Origin of the sequence: Nostoc sp. PA-18-2419 (genome assembly GCF_005869855.1) — a bacterium.
Taxonomy (GTDB): domain Bacteria; phylum Cyanobacteriota; class Cyanobacteriia; order Cyanobacteriales; family Nostocaceae; genus Nostoc.
In genome coordinates this window covers 306,620-323,642 of record NZ_SZNH01000003.1, presented here as the reverse complement: position 1 = coordinate 323,642, position 17,023 = coordinate 306,620, and the positions used below count along the sequence as shown (strand labels likewise).

Below are 17,023 nucleotides of genomic sequence, written 5' to 3'. Positions count from 1 at the left end.
TGTTGTTCAACGTCCTCAGTACCCACTGTACCCCTTCGGTGAGGCACAAGCTACGCGTAGCATCTTCCTGAGGAAAAGTTTTGCTCAGCCTAAGCCCTTGGTCAAACTTCTCTGTGCGGTTCGTTTTCATCAAATCCTAAACTCATGTTAGAAGGTTCAATTCTACAACAGCTGCAAACAGCCCATCGCCACAGCACCAGGCCAATTCGATTTGGGGTGTACTACAAAAATACCTTAGTATCTCTGTGCCATGCCCTAGAAGACCATATCTTAGCAGATGATGATAAACCTTTGGTGATCACAGCCTTTCAACAGGGCAAATGGTATCTGCAAGAAGCTGGGCGATATGCAGACATCGCCCAGCGCAGCCGCGAAATTGCGATTATGGCTGCCCCTGATGCTGGCTTTGCCGAACATCCGACAAGCCTTCTACCTAATGTAGACTTAGTAGCATTAGATCCGGCAGATCCAGTAGCACAAGAGTGGCACTTAATTATATTGTCGCAAAGCTACACAGCAATGGTAATTTGTCAAGAGCTATCGGCAGCTGATTATGGTAGCAGTGGAATACCGACATCAGACTTAGAGCGCAAATTCTATGGTTTGTGGACATTTGAGCCACAGTTAGTGCAAGAGACAGCAGAAATAGCGATCGCTCACATCAGCAAATATAACCCACAACTGGCGAATAAACTCATTGCTGATAAACAGGCGATGTCTACGACAGGCTACGCCTACGCATCATCAACTGCTAGATTAGAAAATTTGGGTGCTGTTGTCTCTCGCGTAGTCGATTATCTCCAGACTGGGCAATACAATCTATCTATCCCCACAGCCCTTGGTCAACAAACCTTAGATCGCAACTTGGTTTCTAACGAAATCCAAGCATTTTTACGGATGGCGCAACTATTAGATATAGCAGATGCGACTAATCCAATGGCAGCTGCGGAAGTAGTAGTACTTGCCGAGACCATCGCCCAACTTTTGGATCTTCCAGCATGGCAGATAAAAAGATTGCGCCTAGCGGCTTTGTTGCATCGCATAGATCCATTACAAAAAGCAGAAAGTGTTCTTAGTTCTGATAAAGTACTCACACATTCTCAAGAAGATGCCCCCAGTTGTCCTTTGATACCAGGGGCGCAGGTATTGCGAACCATGCCACGACTGCGAGCAGTTGCCCAAATTATTACTCACCAAACCGAGTGGTGGAATGGTAGAGGGGAACCAGCAGGTTTAGTTGGAGATGAAATTCCCCTAGAGTCAAGAATTTTGGCATTATTGGCAGACTTTCAATGGCGAGTAAATCAGCGAAAATCCTCAAATCAGAGTCGCCAAGAAATATTTACTCAAGCTCTAGATGAATGTAGACAGCAACAATCTACTCGCTTTGACCCTAAACTTGTAGATACCCTAGCTTTATTAGTAATGGGTTTACAACAGGGACTCGACTTACCCATAATGACACCCAAAGTCAGCAGCGGCGTCTGGCTACTCGATTCCCAATGGGATAGCCACAGCAAGACAAGTGAAGAGATTGGTAGTTACCCCAAATGAATATCGAAGCTATCAGATTAGGAAAACTCAAACAACTTCCAGGGACAAATTTAGAAGACGAGGAACTTTCCCAACTAGATTTAAACCGAATTAATCTCGCTGGTGCTACCCTTGTCGGTGTTAATTTCGCTGCTTCCAAACTCGAAGGTGGGCATTTAGAAGGAGCGAATTTAATGGGGGCGAACCTCCAAGGAACTGACTTGCGGGCGAACCTGATGGGAGCAAACCTGATGCAAGCAGATTTAACTGGTGCTGACTTGCGGGGTAGTAATCTCCGAGGTGCTAACTTAATGGGAGCCAGACTCAGCGATGTATCTTTGGCAGGTGCTTTCCTCAGTGGTGCGAATTTGATGAATGTCAATTTGCAAGGTGTGGACTTACGCGGTGCTGACTTGCGCGGTGCAAACCTGACTGGGGCAAATCTCAAAGGTGCAGACTTGAGTCGTGCTGATTTGCAAGGAGCATTATTGAGTGAAGCAAACCTGGAAGAAGCTGACTTGCGTGGGGCAAATCTGGCAGGGGCAAATTTTTCTGGGGCGAATTTGCTGTGTGCAGAGTTAGAAGGTGCAAATTTAAGCGGTGTTAATTTAGATAAAGCGTGTGTGGTGGGTACAGTGGTTGAGACGCGAAGCGATTACAAATAATTTTAATAATCTTTACTTCCACAACTTTCTAGAACAACTCGACCATTTTTACGATCTAGTTCAGCGATCATTGCTTTTAAATAGTCATTAATTTTGAAAAATTGGTTTGGATGGTCAACAGATGGATGGAACATTTTTGAGTTCGGCAACAAAGCATATAAATCTCCAATATCAACGAACACACCATAATTTTTGATGCTCCGTATAGTGCCGCTAACAACTTGACCAACCTGCAATAGCCTGAGTCTGATTGAAACAGAGCGATGGAGCAGTACTAAGCGATTATACTCCTCTTTTACTTCTATAATTTTGAGCGGAAGTTCCTCCCCTACTACTAATTCCTCCCTATGCTTATCAACATAAGTAAGAATTACTCCACGCAAACCCTCTATTTTCACTAATGCACCCCTTGAAGTTTTATTAAGGATTTTTCCATATACTGTTACGTCCTCAGTTTGCAATTGTCGTACCCGTTCCCATGCTGTTCGGGTCTCTAGTTTGCGAATTGAAAAAGAAACTATTGGAGGATGCTCTTGAGTAGATAAGAACCAGTAAATCCTTACTGATAATCCATGTCTATGATTAAGAATTTTAGTATGTACAATTAGGTCTTCTCTATTTATAGGATGACCACATTTTTCAGAAGCCAAATTTAATACGACTTCGTACCAGCGACCGTTATCTTTCAGGATATCAGGCGAACAATGCAAGAAAAAAATATCGTGTTCGCCATCGTAATTTCCCACAACCAAAAATTCTCGGATTTCATTTAGTTGCAGGGCTTATTCTGGGGTCTGAATCTCAGCAAATGACAGCTCTACTAATGGTACAAAAGCTACTATATCTTTATCAAAATCAACTGAAACACCTGTTGGTTCCAGCTTCACAATTTTTTCAGTGACGATATTGCCAACTTGAAAGTTAGCTAAAGTGAAGCTGATAATATACTGCGATTAGTATGCATCATTATATAAACAATTTAATAATGCTCGTCCTCTCAGACATGCGATCGCTCAGTTCGCCCTCGTATCCACAAAGCTAGTACACTCATTAACAACACCCCCATCACTCCTTGCAGGGGATTATTATTGATACCAGTTACCCAATCAGGAACTTGGCCAGAATATTTCACTAATTTTCCCACATTAATAATGTAATAACCCCATACCAAACCACCATGCAAACCAATTGGAAAACCTAAGCGTCCTCTACGCCAACGCTTTCCCCATACCTGCGTTAATCCCAACAATACTAAAGCAGGAAATTGCGGTAGTGTCTGAATAATTACTGCCAACGGTTTTATAAAGTGCAATGTTGCAAATGTAATTGCATCTGTCCACAGCGCCACAGGCGGACTGTAATCTCGTTGTAATTCATCTAGCAACCAGCCTCGGAATAACAATTCCTCTGCCAAACCAATGCCTAAAGCGACAACTAAACCCTCTAAAATCACTTTCAGCAAGAAAACTTTCGGTTGTTGCCATACTAACCAACCCAAAAAACCTTCTATCCCAAAAAGTATCAAAATATTAATTATCCCTGTAGCCAAGCCATGCAATAAATCCACACCGTTTTGTCGTGTGAATTTTAAGCCATAACGCCGAAGAATTTGGGGCTGCTGGTAAACATGCTTACCCCATAGTCTGAGGAGAAAAATAAATACAATATATAACAACACCAATGTCAATATACTTTCTAAGTTTGAATTATGCACTAGTAAGTATATTGGTGCTGCTAAGGGTAACCATAGCAACAATAAAGTCACAATAAAACAGCCCAGCCTGATAGGGGCAGGGCATTCGCCTAAACGGACAAGGTTTTTTTTCATACTAAAAAGGTCAAATAATTCGTAATTACAATTAGTAGCAGTTTTAACTTTCCACTAAATTGTTGCTCGCTGAATTATTATTTAATGTTGCCTTTGTACCCTTTTTAATTACGAATTACGAATTACGAATTAGTAATTATTTGACTACTCATCAGGTTCAATTGTGCTACTTAAACCGTGACTTTTCAATGTTTCGCAATAGAACTCAGCATGTTCCTGAGCACAAGTAATGACTAAAGCTAGCCCGTTAGTATGGGCTTCCATCATGATGCTAACAGCCTGAGGTTGGGTAAGGCTTGGCACAGTGGTTATTAGTACCTGTACCACGTACTCCATAGGGTTGTAGTCATCGTTATGGAGCAAAACGCGGTACTGAGGCGCGAGCTTGCGGGATGTAGAACGCTTTTCAATGGTTTCAACTGACACTGCTCTTTGCCTTTAATCGTTAATTCACTACAACAAAGCTTCTGTCTGGCGATCGCTTAACAGTTATTTACTTATTCTATAGTATTTCTTACCAGATACTACGCCACGAAAATCCTTTGCTGCTAAGGATTGGTCGTATCAGCTTTGCGTAGGCAGTTGTGAGCCATATCTCTTAAGACATCACTACCCTAAGAGTGCTACCCTAATTCTACAGAAGCTTCCTTAAAGGTAGCGCATTCTCATTTTTAAATCGAAAAAGTTAAAAACAATCTTTGTTACCGCCTAAACTGCCTTAATGATGGACATGAGTTTAGATTTTCTTCAACCGGGACAAATAGTGTCTTTAAAGCATGGTGAGAGGAATCTATATGCAGAAGTCATTCAATTTGTAGCCTCCCGCCAGTTATGCTGGGTGCGTCCTTTATTAATGGTCACCTTGATTGAAGACTCGCCCCTAATTACCGATTTGCGTCATGCATCTGACTTACTTTGGCCTGCCGATTTATTTCAACCAGCTTTAGACACAGAAGTAATTACCTTATTGAGCCAAGTTTTAGCAAAACAACCAAAAACAGAGCTTGACTCAGCTGGTAAACAGCAACTCAATCAGTTTATTCACCAACTTTGGCAGGCACATCAAGAAAAATTAGGAATTGGAGATTAGGGATTAGGTACTAGCGATAGGGCATGAAGCATTGGACATAGTTGTCTTTCTCACCTTTCCTAATCCCAGCTTTCTTGATTACACTTCATCTATTATCTGAAGAATATTAGTAGGAATGGATTTATCTTGATTGCCAATAGCCATATTGATGATATCAACTCTTTTACCAAGAGTTCATTGTGTTTATGGATAATTTCAGCAAACAGGTAGGGAGGAATTTTTTCTAGGCGTTTAGTGAAGTGTACGGTGATTTATTTTGAATGCACAATGTAGATGATCATTAGTACAGTTGACGCTACATTCAGAAATTTAAATAAATAATCTTATCAAAAAATACAAGCAATAATATTACCTTATTTACCTCTACTGTCTTGATAAGATTATTTATAAAGTAAATTTTAACTAATAGTGTCAAATAACGTTGTGTATTAAAGGATACCTCTGTTTTTTAACACAAATGTCTCTTCATATGCACTTAAAATACTTGACAGTAATTTTTTACTCTTTCAAAGTTTTACTTCTCAAGTTGTTGATCAAAATTAACTCAATATTATCAACCCAACCTCTATATCGAAATAACTAAAATTAACTATGGAAATTTTAGTTAAAACTTTTAACTTATAGACAAGTTTTGTGGTTATCTATTTTATTTTTATGACAAAAATTAATTATGAATTATCTTAATATCCCAGGCTAGGAACTAACTGAATTCGACCAGCATCCATCTCTGCCATTAATAATTCCAAAGCTTCGTAGTCAACGTCAGAAATATAACCTAATTGAGTCAGTTCTGAATTGATTTCATTTTCTATCTCAGGAGTTAGTTTTTTAATATCAAGAGCTTTTTCTACCAATTTCCGAATAGCGTACCTAGTTCTCATAAGTAATAATCCAACTCTATAAGATATCAATTATTCCAGATAAAGCTAAGTATAAAAAGCGATCAAATACTACTTAATTAGTGATATAGATCACAATTTAAATTAGTTAGATAAATAATTTGCTGCGAGTTCGCTCTATATCATCAGTAACAGTAAGGTGTGAGACTTAACTTACTGTTAAGACTTGGCTAAATTAGCTTAAGTTATAGACTAGTCAAGTTTCCTCAGGAAAGTTACGGATAATTTTTCTGCTCTAACGCTGTCTATGTTGATTGTTTTTGAACTGAGATAAAAAAAAAGTATATGTAAACACATTTTAAACTTGAATTATGACAATCTTTAAACTGACATCCTAAAGCAATAAAGATTCAGCAAAGAAACCTAAGACATATGGTCGATGCAACACAAAAAAGTTTATGTTCAAATAATTCTTACTTTGACGCTTCAATAATTCTCATAGGATGTAACTATGCAAGCAGTGCTTCAGTATCCAAAAATTGCAGTTATTCGACCCCAAGGCTGTTTGAATGCTGCAAACGCGTTGGAATTTGAACGAGATCTCACTACTGGGGTAACAAAAAATGATATTTCCATATTGGTAGTAGATCTAGCAGCAGTAGAATCCTTAGACAGCACAGCTTTGATGGCACTCTTATCAGCACACAAGCTGGCTGTTAGTTTAGAAAGAAGTTTCCAACTTTGCAATATCGCTCCCTCAATTCAAATTATTTTTGAACTGACGCAACTCGATAGGGTTTTTCAAATTTTGGCAAGTGGAGCCGAATCGTCTGCAACATAAATTTATATATAAGCGATGTAATAATCAGCAAAGTTCGGTGAGGAACGGACTATATGTAAAAAAGTTATAAATTGTAATGAAAAACTTTGTTATCAGAGTAAATTGAATGTTAAAGTTATGGTCGAATAACTGTAAGCAAAGTAGCTCGAAGATATCATAGTGGCTGTTGCAGTTGAAAAATTAATAACACCGGATATTTTAAAACCAGCGCGTTACTTAGGTAACGAGCGCTTAGCAATACACAAACCTTGGGATACAACAACAATACGCTGGGTTTTAACTTACCCAGAAGTATATGAAGTCGGTGCATCCAATTTAGGGCACATCATTCTGTATAACATTTTGAATGCCAAACCTCGTCAATTGTGCGATCGCGCCTATTTACCAGGACAAGATCTCTGTACGAAACTACGCCAAACGAATACACCGTTGTTTGCGGTAGAGTCGAAGCGATCGCTCACAGAATTTGATATTTTAGGTTTTAGCCTCAGTTACGAATTAGGTGCAACTAATATCCTAGAAATGTTAGATTTAGCCGGAATTCCCCTGACATGGCGAGAGAGGCAAGGAACCACCGCAGCGGGGTATCAAGACACAGGAGAATTGAGCAATACCCAGCCCTCATATCCTCTGATTTTCGCAGGGGGACAGACAGCAACATCAAATCCTGAGCCTTACGCTGACTTCTTCGACTTTTTCGCCCTTGGAGATGGAGAAGAATTACTGCCAGAAATTGGTCTGGTATTGGAAGAAGGCAAACAAGCTCTTTTGAGTCGGGAAGATTTATTACTAGACTTGGCACAAATACCAGGTGTATATGTCCCCCAGTTTTACGACATGGCAGATGATGGCTCGGTTTATCCGACGCGGCCAGGGGTGCCAAAACGTATTGTGCGAAGAGTTGCAACTCCAATTCCAGCATATTCCATTGGGCTAGTTCCCTACGTAGAAACAGTACACGACCGTTTGACCATTGAAATTCGGCGTGGTTGCACTCGTGGCTGTCGCTTCTGTCAACCAGGAATGTTGACTCGACCAGCACGGGACGTAGAACCAGATAAAGTGGTAGAAGCAATTGAACAAGGTATGAGGGCAACTGGTTACAATGAGTTTTCTTTACTGTCTCTAAGTTGTTCTGATTATTTATCCCTACCAGCAGTGGGGATGGAAATTAAAAATCGTTTAAAAAATGAAAACATTTCTTTAAGTTTACCCAGTCAACGGGTAGACAAATTTGATCAAAATATTGCTAATATCCTTGGAGGTACGCGCCAAGGGGGACTAACGTTTGCTCCAGAGGCTGGAACTCAGCGGATGCGAGACATCGTAAATAAGGGTTTGACAAATGAAGAACTGTTGCGGGGGGTGAAAACAGCTTGGGAGCAAGGCTGGAATAAAATTAAGTTATATTTTATGATTGGCTTGCCTGGTGAGACAGATGCTGATGTCTTAGGTATTGCCGAAACAGTAAGTTGGCTACAGGGGGAGTGTCGAGGCAAAGGCAGAAAACCTCTGAACTTTAATTTGACAATTTCTAACTTTACCCCTAAACCCCATACGCCATTTCAGTGGCACTCAGTTTCTACAACTGAATTTCGACGCAAACAAAACCTGCTGCGGCAAGAATTTTGTCGGCTCAAAGGAGTGAAGGTAAATTTTACTGATGTGCGAATTTCAGCAATGGAGGATTTTGTTGGGCGAGGCGATCGTACTTTGGGCAAAGTAGTACGCCGCGCTTGGGAGTTGGGTGCAGGTATGGATTCATGGTATGAAAATTTAGACCGGGCTTTTAGTGCTTGGGGAGATGCGATCAGCCAAGCTGGTCTAGATTGGAAATACCGCCAAATCGAAAATGGTGAATGGAATTTGTTTGAGGCACAGCCGCCCAAGAGCACACAAATACAGAAGCACACGGAAAAATTCCTAACTCCAGACTGGGCAGTGGGCACTCCCTACTCCCTCGATACTCCCTTACCTTGGGATCATATTGATACTGGGATTGACAAAAAATGGCTCAAAGAAGATTTGGAACGTGCCTTAGAAGCGGCAATTGTACCCGATTGTTCTTTTGAAGGTTGTTCTCAGTGTGGGGTTTGTGGTACTGATTTTGGGCACAATATTGTTATTGAACCACCTGCTGTACCAAAATTCGCCGGCGAGTTTGTTCCCAACACAGCTAAGACACAACGAATACGAGTGTGGTTTGGTAAGCAAGGAAAAATGGCTTTGGTGAGCCATTTGGATTTAATCCGTTTGTTTGACCGAGTTGTGCGGCGAGCAGGCTTGCCAATTGCTTTCACTGCTGGTTTTCATCCAATGCCACGAATTTCTGTAGCGACTGCTTTGGCTTTAGGAGCTACTAGCAGTGGTGAAATTGTGGATTTTGAGTTAACAATACCCGTGGCAGTTGATACTTTTAAAGAGCAACTAATTCGGGAAATGCCTACAGACATACCTATATATCATGTGGCGCAGACTGATTTAAAAGCTAAAGCAGCTAGCCAACTATTGGTAGCCGCAGAATATTCAATCGCTGTAGCAGGACTTGAGGAAGCATTGCCTAAACAATGGCAAAACTGGATTGATACTATTAAAGCCAAAGACGAACTCTGGTACGAACAAACAACTAAGTCAGGCAAGAGCCAGTTAATAAATCTGCGCGATCGCTTGTTTGAAATGGAATTGCAACAAACCTACAATGGCACAGCAGAATCTATATCTGTTATTCGTTATCTAGGTAGCTATCGTCAAGATGGTTGGCTGTTACGTCCCGAACAAATTATATTTATGTTAGAGGCAGTAGCTAATGTAGAATTTCAACTTCGACACATCCACCGCAATCGCTTAGTTTTAGGAGTATAATCCCTGTATGACAACTTGGTAGTAGTTGTCATAACATTGCAAATCATCGGAATTGATTTTTAGCAAGGTTGCGTTAGAATGAGGTCAAGAGAAATTTTCTGGCGCTGCATTGAATTAGCTGGTTCACTACCCTCGTATTCAGGGGGCGAAAGCAAAGATATTAGAGTGCAACTTCTAGGATTTTATCCCAGACAAACTGAGGCAGATTAAAGAACACACTCTCTCTATAGCTACCTTGTGAATCAGTAACGAACAGCAGGCTCGGTTAGGTTCTCTAACTCCATGCTTTTAAACAACTGCTGAATGTCTAATCCACAGTAGTGTCCAAGAGCTAATGTGTTACTCTTGTAGAGTTTTACTCCTTTGGAGAACTCACTATAGAAAGTAACTGCCGTCGGTTATCCCGACCTCTCTCTATATGCCCACAGACGCGCAAAATCAAAGCGCAGCTTGCCGTAGGCTAGGGCAACTTCAGACAGAGTAGCAACTGATGTTGCTAAATGTAACCCTAAGGATAAATCTGGGGAATGGAAAATAGAAGTGGTTTCTTTTTATTAACGACTTGAGTAAGTTCCTCTAAAATCAAGCATCCTGAGTTAAAAGCTGGCTCAGGATTTAGTATTTTCAACTTAGAACTCTCTTTGTTGAGTTATTGCATCACAAATCAATCACCAACGGTTGATTTAATTGCTTAAACAATCATGAATATCTACCCGTTCTGAAATAATCAAACGTCTGAATGCTCTTAAGAGTGCCAATAGCTTTTTAACTTAAAAGCTCAGGTTAACCTGTATTTTCAATTTTAGATTTGAGATTTTGGATTGTTTTTATGGTTCATGTCTCATTCCTTGTGGGTCGAACAAATCTCAAATCATCAATCTGAAGTCTTTAAGCCTCTTAACCCTCATGGTCCGTTTCAATCTGAAATCGCAAATCTAAAATCTAAAATTGGTTGACGATTGTTGTCAGTAGTAGCATCTTTTTAAGGTAACAGGAGAAAAAGGTATAATATCAAACTGGTTTAACATTGAAAATGAAAACTGACGCAAACACGAGATAGGTATTAACGCCGGATTTTCCGACTTTTAGTCCTTGAGAGAACCAGAAGGGTAGCAACTACCATGCAAAGAGAAGTTTGAGCTAGGGCTATAGAGCAGGTTCTACTTTGGGAGTAATGACGATAGTTTTACCATCGCGTCAAAAAATATGGGAATGTAATAAGTTTTCATTTATTTAAGTAATTAACTGGATTTGAGACACAAACCTCCAAACCTGTTAGTGCTGCCAATTTTTGAGGAAATTGAATGCCAAAACAAATTATTATCGCGGAGCAGCACCAAATTGCTGCGGTTTTTTCTGAAGATCAGATACAGGAACTGGTTGTTGCTACAGGTCATCATCAAATAGGTGATATCTATTTAGGAGTAGTAGAAAATGTATTACCTGGGATAGATGCAGCTTTTGTTAATATTGGTGACCCAGAGCGCAATGGATTTATTCATGTCACCGATTTGGGACCATTAAAGTTAAAACGTACCGCAGCGGCAATTACAGAATTATTAGCACCACAACAGAAAGTGTTGGTGCAAGTGATGAAAGAACCAACGGGGACAAAAGGACCGAGGCTTACGGGTAATATTACCTTACCCGGACGCTATGTCGTACTAATGCCCTACGGCAGAGGCGTAAATTTATCCCGACGAATTAAAAGTGAAAGCGAGCGCAACCGCTTACGGGCACTAGCCATTTTGATCAAACCGGCGGGAATGGGTTTGCTTGTGCGTACAGAAGCAGAAGGCAAACCAGAAGAAGCAATAATGGAAGATTTAGAGGTGCTGCAAAAGCAATGGGAAGCAATCCAGCAGGAAGCCCATTCCACTCGCGCCCCAGCACTGCTCAATCGAGACGATGATTTTATTCAGCGCGTATTGCGAGATATGTACGGCGCGGATGTAAATCGGATTGTTGTCGATTCCAGTACTGGTTTGAAGCGAGTTAAACAGTACTTGCAGAATTGGAGTGGAGGTCAAACACCTCAAGGATTGTTAATTGACCATCATCGCGATCGCTCGCCAATTTTAGAGTATTTCCGGATCAATGCCGCTATTCGAGAAGCCCTAAAACCAAGGGTAGACCTACCTTCTGGAGGTTATATCATCATTCAGCCAACTGAGGCATTAACAGTAATTGATGTTAACTCAGGTTCGTTCACGCGATCGGCAACAGCTAGAGAAACAGTGTTGTGGACAAACTGCGAAGCTGCAACAGAAATTGCTCGCCAGTTACGTCTGCGAAATATCGCTGGAGTCATTGTGGTTGATTTTATTGATATGGAATCACGACGCGATCAACTGCAAGTTCTCGAACACTTTAATAAAGCACTCAAAGCAGACAAAGCTCGTCCCCAGATTGCTCAACTAACTGAACTGGGTTTAGTAGAACTGACTCGCAAGCGTCAGGGTCAAAATATTTACGAATTGTTTGGTGAAACTTGTCCTACCTGTGGTGGTCTAGGGCATACTGTGCGTCTGCCTGGAGAAATCGAAAACCGATTGCCCACACTAGCAGAAATACCAGAGCGCGAGCGTTTTGTATCTCCTTTACCTCATAGAGAATCACGTCAGCCATCGGCGCGCATCCCAGAACCACGAGAAACCTATGATGGATTTGGGGAATCATTCGATGCCGACTCGGAATTGAGTAATCTCAATCTAATCAATCATCCTAGTTATCAAGAACTTAATGATAATAAACGTCGTACCCGCACTCGCCGCAGTCGGATTGGTAGTATCAATGGATTAAACGGCAAAGATGAAGCCCGGACTGGTACTAATCCATTAGCTTTTGTCAACGAGCCAGACTTAGACCTTGATGTTGAACCAGAACTAGGAGTAACACCAGAAATTCCCTTACCTACCCTTGGTAAACCAGGTTGGAGTGAAAGAATAGAGCGCACTAAAATTACCAAGGCAGAGCCAGTCAAACCAGTGGTAGAACCACCGGAAATTAGAACTGTAGAAATGACGCTCCAGGAACAGGATATGTTTGCCTTAATGGGAATCTCTCCTTTGGTGAAATTGGAGCAAGAAGTTAAGAATCCTAAGTCTGTGATTATTAATGTAATTCAGCCTGGTCAACTATCAACAACACCAACCCAATCAGCTCTAGAATCAACTACTGTTCAAAGAGCAACATCTGAACTTACACCCAATAGAATACCGATACCAAAGGTTATTGAGCCAGAACAAAAATCATTAATTCAAGAGACAGCTCAAGAGGCAACTGAACTATCAGGGTTTACTGATACTCCTTCAGAAGGCTTGACGAACGTAGATGAAAGTGATGCTAATAGCACTACTACTGCCAACCGTCGGCGCCGCCGTCGTTCCTCCGCGCTCGAAGACAATTAATTTACCTTATGGTAGAAACACAGCAAACAGCTCCCATTCGTTCGCCAACACCTATAGAAAAATCCAGTTGGCTGGAGTTTTCTACCTTATTAGGGATTCCAGGACTAATTGCAGGTGTGGATGAAGTAGGACGAGGCGCTTTATTTGGGCCTGTGGTAGCGGCTGCGGTGATACTCCCAGATCATGCTTTGCCAAAACTAATGGCAGCTAAAATTCAAGACAGTAAAAAGTTATCTAGTCCAAGAAGAACTCAGCTAGCGCAGCAAATTTGTGGGCTAGCTGTAGATTGGAAAATTGGGTTTGCCCCCAGTGCAGAAATTGACAAGATAAATATTTTGCAAGCGACGCTGTTAGCAATGAAGCGGGCTGTACTGAAGTTAAAGCTACAGCCTACACTTTGCTTAGTTGATGGCAATCAGTCAATCAAAAACTTGTTACTGCCCCAACAAACAATAGTTAAAGGAGACGAGCGATCGCTTGCTATTGCCTCTGCTAGTATTGTCGCCAAAGTTTGGCGTGACGATTTAATAATGCGTCTAGCATCAAAATACCCGATGTATAACTTGGAGTGTAACAAGGGTTATGGTAGTCAGCACCACTTGTTAGCTCTGCAACAGTACGGTCCTTCGCCCCTACATCGCAAGTCTTTTCGTCCTTGTCAAATCAAAATGGTTGATGGTAAGTGATTGAATAATTACTTAGGATTTAACATTGGTAATTCAGTACTCTCACCCTCAAGTCCTTCATCCTTCATTTGTGATATCACCCAGTAGTGATAATCTGCTAAAAGTTGATGTAATAAGCGTTGCTTGATTGTTAAGAGTACACTTTTGAGCAAACCATTGCCAGCAGCCTCTAAAATTGGCTTTGGAGTTAGGGAAAATGGCGGTGGCAGATCCACCTGTACTTCTAAATCAGCTCTTCCTTGCAAGCGAGTGTCGGTGCTTAGCTGTTTGGGAGATAAATATCCTTTTAAATTGAGAGCAAAACGCTGATTAATAAACTCGAAACCCAGGATTTCACAGCGTAGTGATCGCAAACAAATTATGCCATTTGATTCAGCCCAAACTCTCATGTCTACAGTCGGTTGAATACTCACTGACATAAAATTTAGCGGACGCATTTTCAAGCGAAATACGTCTTCAGAAAGTTGCTGAATTCGGCTATTATCAACCAAAGCCTTAACCAGACGTTGAGGCTGACGCAAATAGTGTTGAATCGGAATAGACTCCTGGGGAACAGCGATTTCAACCGATTGGGAGGCAGTAAACCGGATAGCCATGAGCGAATAAAAGTATTTGTTTCTTAATTTTAAGATTTTTTAATAAATTAAATCTAATTACACAAAAGTAGAAAGTTTATTTATAGCTTTAGTCATATATATTAGGAGAGAATTAATTGCTCAAAGCTCTTGAGGAACCAGCTTTATAGTCAGTACTCAGTATTTTGTGCTTTAGTATACCAGCCAAATTATAATTGCTTATGAGGTATACATCATAAGCAAAAAGTTGGTACGCTCATTACTAAGAAAGCCTGGATTAGAAATGATTGACAATAAAAGACAAATGTGCATTAAAAATTACAAAATAATACAATTTATCTTCAATCTTTAAAGGATTTAGAAAAAGTTATACAAAATCTGATTGATGGAGGACTACTATAGATCTCTTATTTAATTCAACTCCTAATTCAACTTATTTGTATATATATAATTTTTTCTATAAATTCTTTTAATCACTAATCCCAGTAAAACTATCAACTCAAGGTTAAAGGCATGACTATATTGATTGCACATTTAGGACCACCCGGCACTTACACAGAACAAGCAGCTGTTTTTTATATCAACTGGCTGGGCAAAAGTAGAGGAGTTGAAGCTATGTTATGCCCCTATCCCAGCATCTCCCAATCACTGCACGCCGTTGCTAAAGGTCAAGCCCAGTTGGCTGTTGTGCCAGTGGAAAATTCTATTGAAGGGAGTGTGACCATGACACTGGATACAGTATGGCTATTGGACGGGTTGCAAATTCAGTTGGCCTTGGTATTACCCATTGTCCATAATTTAATTTCTTGTGCGACTAGCTTAGATAGCATTGAAACTATTTACTCTCATCCCCAAGCTTTAGCACAATGTCAGGTTTGGTTAGAGCGATTTCTTCCAAGAGTACAGATTATTGCCAATAATTCTACAACCGAAGCTCTACAACGATTGGAACAAGAGCCAACAACAGCAACTATCGCTTCTAGTAGAGCATCTCAACTCTACAATCTGCCCATACTTGCCAGTGGGATTAATGACTATCCAGAAAACTGTACTCGTTTTTGGGTAGTAAGTCACCAAGAAGTAAACGCTGGGTCTGAGAAGTCGAAACCAGGTGCTAGTCACACGTCCCTAGCTTTTAGCGTACCTGCCAACATCCCAGGAGCATTAGTCAAACCTTTACAAATCTTTGCTGAGTTAGGAATTAACCTCAGCCGGATTGAATCTCGTCCAACGAAGCGATCGCTAGGCGAATATTTGTTTTTTATTGATATAGAAGCAGACGCTAATGAAACACAAATGCAATCTGCTTTAACAGAATTAACTAGCCATACAGAGATTTTAAGAATTTTGGGCACCTACAATGTTTTACCAGTAAGCGCTATTTAGTCATTCATCAGTTTTCATTTGTCCTTTGCTTATTGACAAATAACCAATGACTAGTGACTAATGACTAATAACTAATAACTACTTATAATTTCTGATTAAATGTGTCTTTCAGAACAGCTCGGGCTGCCAAGTGATTACGAGTAGAAGTTAAAATTTCTGCTTCGCGCTCTAGACGAGTTGCAGTATCTTGCATTTCTAACAATAATTGTTGTTCTGCGGCAACACCATAGAGGTTACTTGCTACCCAATAAGACAGCTCTATTGGCAGGTCCGGCAAATCTTCTGGCAACTCAATATTTTGTTCGGTTAATTTGGCTGACAGACGCACAACATCCCGTAGAAGTTGTTCTACCTCTGAAGATAAGGGTCGTAAATCTTTAGTTGGTGGGTGATCTTCAATCCACTCCACTAAACCAACGCGGTATGGCTTTTCACGAACGTATTCTAATACACGAAATCTTTGTTGTCCCAAAGTCAGCATTTTCATCCGGTCGTCTGGCAGCCGTTGATGATGAACGATTTCGGCGCAGCACCCAGTATTTGCAATCGTACCCTTAACTGGATCGAACATCAGAACACCGAACCTGCGATCGCTCTCCAAAATCGTGTTCATCATGATTCGGTAGCGAAATTCAAAGATGTGTAGGGGCAATGGTCTGGTAGGAAACAGAACTACTTCGGGTAACGGGAACAGAGGTAGTTCGCGAACTGCAATTTTAGAAGATGATGTCATTATTACCTTGGTATAAACTTAATCTTTAAAATTTATTTTTCTCTGCTTTTCCCGTAATATGTCTACATTCTATCATTTGTTTTGCGGCTAAATAAAAAGCCCTGAGATATATTTCTTCAGGGCAAGGTAAATATTCATACTAATGTCATTAGTCTTTTATCCATTGTCCTTTGTTTATTGACAAATGACCAATGACTAATGACTAATTAAAGTTTTACTTCAATATCTACACCCGATGGTAGATCCAATTTCATCAAAGCATCAATGGTTTTAGAAGATGGCTGGTAAATGTCAATAATTCGCCGATGAGTACGGGTTTCAAAGTGTTCCCGTGAATCTTTATCTACGTGAGGCGATCGCAGCACACAGTAGATTCGGCGTTTTGTTGGTAAAGGAATTGGGCCTATAGCTGTAGCATTAGTGCGGTTTGCTGTATCTACAATCTTCTCGCAAGATGTATCTAATAAGCGTCGGTCAAAAGCTTGTAAGCGAATTCTAATTTTCTGCTGCTGTAGAGTTGCCATCTTTAATTGTCCAGGTTCTGCGTAATTGGGGGAGTGGGGAGTGGGGATAAG

The 17,023-nt window shown here is 40.6% G+C and carries 15 protein-coding genes; 8 read left to right on the top strand and 7 right to left on the bottom strand.

What is annotated here, in order from left to right; translation table 11 throughout:
• Positions 1–144: 144 nt before the first annotated feature.
• Positions 145–1,554 (top strand): DICT sensory domain-containing protein, encoded by a 1,410-nt coding sequence (locus FCR06_RS05130; RefSeq protein WP_138497756.1) that lies wholly within the window; start codon positions 145–147, stop codon positions 1,552–1,554.
• Positions 1,551–2,198: a pentapeptide repeat-containing protein gene (locus FCR06_RS05125; RefSeq protein ID WP_138497755.1), complete on the top strand. Its 648-nt coding sequence runs from the start codon at positions 1,551–1,553 to the stop codon at positions 2,196–2,198. Before FCR06_RS05130 ends, FCR06_RS05125 begins: the two co-directional genes overlap by 4 nt.
• 2 nt (positions 2,199–2,200) lie before the next feature.
• Here the strand turns inward: FCR06_RS05125 and FCR06_RS05120 are convergent, their stop codons facing one another.
• The 3 genes from FCR06_RS05120 to clpS form a co-directional block, all read right to left on the bottom strand.
• Entirely contained in the window at positions 2,201–2,944 is a 744-nt protein-coding gene (locus tag FCR06_RS05120) for a S1 RNA-binding domain-containing protein (RefSeq protein WP_223280038.1), read from the bottom strand.
• Positions 2,945–3,195: 251 nt separating this feature from the next.
• Positions 3,196–4,026, bottom strand: coding sequence for a CPBP family intramembrane glutamic endopeptidase (locus tag FCR06_RS05115; protein ID WP_138497754.1), 831 nt, complete (start codon positions 4,024–4,026; stop codon positions 3,196–3,198).
• A gap of 144 nt (positions 4,027–4,170) precedes the next feature.
• Positions 4,171–4,452, bottom strand: a complete 282-nt coding sequence (gene clpS, locus FCR06_RS05110) for an ATP-dependent Clp protease adapter ClpS (RefSeq protein ID WP_138497753.1) — start codon at positions 4,450–4,452, stop codon at positions 4,171–4,173.
• A 298-nt stretch (positions 4,453–4,750) separates the two neighbouring features.
• On the opposite strand from clpS, the gene FCR06_RS05105 reads away from it, so the two are divergent.
• Positions 4,751–5,116: a hypothetical protein gene (locus FCR06_RS05105; RefSeq protein WP_189523330.1), complete on the top strand. Its 366-nt coding sequence runs from the start codon at positions 4,751–4,753 to the stop codon at positions 5,114–5,116.
• 680 nt (positions 5,117–5,796) lie between these two features.
• Here FCR06_RS05105 and FCR06_RS05100 read toward each other — a convergent pair.
• Positions 5,797–5,997 (bottom strand): hypothetical protein, encoded by a 201-nt coding sequence (locus tag FCR06_RS05100; RefSeq protein WP_138497751.1) that lies wholly within the window; start codon positions 5,995–5,997, stop codon positions 5,797–5,799.
• A 469-nt stretch (positions 5,998–6,466) separates the two neighbouring features.
• Here FCR06_RS05100 and FCR06_RS05095 point away from each other — a divergent pair, with 469 nt between their 5' ends.
• From FCR06_RS05095 to FCR06_RS05075, 4 genes are all read left to right on the top strand, one after another.
• Entirely contained in the window at positions 6,467–6,796 is a 330-nt protein-coding gene (locus FCR06_RS05095) for an STAS domain-containing protein (protein WP_138497750.1), read from the top strand.
• Between the two features lie 159 nt (positions 6,797–6,955).
• On the top strand, positions 6,956–9,658 hold the full coding sequence (locus tag FCR06_RS05085; protein ID WP_138497749.1) for a TIGR03960 family B12-binding radical SAM protein: 2,703 nt from the start codon (positions 6,956–6,958) through the stop codon (positions 9,656–9,658).
• 1,304 nt (positions 9,659–10,962) lie between these two features.
• Entirely contained in the window at positions 10,963–13,068 is a 2,106-nt protein-coding gene (locus tag FCR06_RS05080; protein ID WP_138497748.1) for a ribonuclease E/G, read from the top strand.
• Between the two features lie 8 nt (positions 13,069–13,076).
• A complete protein-coding gene (locus FCR06_RS05075) occupies positions 13,077–13,754 on the top strand; it encodes a ribonuclease HII (protein ID WP_138497747.1) in 678 nt (225 codons plus the stop codon).
• An 8-nt stretch (positions 13,755–13,762) separates the two neighbouring features.
• Here FCR06_RS05075 and FCR06_RS05070 read toward each other — a convergent pair whose 3' ends face one another.
• On the bottom strand, positions 13,763–14,350 hold the full coding sequence (locus tag FCR06_RS05070; RefSeq protein ID WP_138497746.1) for a DUF1997 domain-containing protein: 588 nt from the start codon (positions 14,348–14,350) through the stop codon (positions 13,763–13,765).
• Positions 14,351–14,842: 492 nt separating this feature from the next.
• On the opposite strand from FCR06_RS05070, the gene pheA reads away from it, so the two are divergent.
• The gene (gene pheA / locus FCR06_RS05065; RefSeq protein ID WP_138497745.1) at positions 14,843–15,715 is read left to right on the top strand and encodes a prephenate dehydratase; all 873 of its coding nucleotides are present in this window, start codon (positions 14,843–14,845) and stop codon (positions 15,713–15,715) included.
• Between the two features lie 82 nt (positions 15,716–15,797).
• Here pheA and FCR06_RS05060 read toward each other — a convergent pair whose 3' ends face one another.
• Both FCR06_RS05060 and rpsJ read right to left on the bottom strand, forming a co-directional pair.
• Positions 15,798–16,448: an LON peptidase substrate-binding domain-containing protein gene (locus tag FCR06_RS05060; protein ID WP_138497744.1), complete on the bottom strand. Its 651-nt coding sequence runs from the start codon at positions 16,446–16,448 to the stop codon at positions 15,798–15,800.
• 206 nt (positions 16,449–16,654) lie between these two features.
• Positions 16,655–16,972 carry a 30S ribosomal protein S10 gene (gene rpsJ / locus FCR06_RS05055; protein ID WP_008232935.1) on the bottom strand — a complete coding sequence of 106 codons (318 nt, stop codon included), beginning with the start codon at positions 16,970–16,972 and terminating at the stop codon, positions 16,655–16,657.
• Between the last annotated feature and the right edge of the window lie 51 nt (positions 16,973–17,023).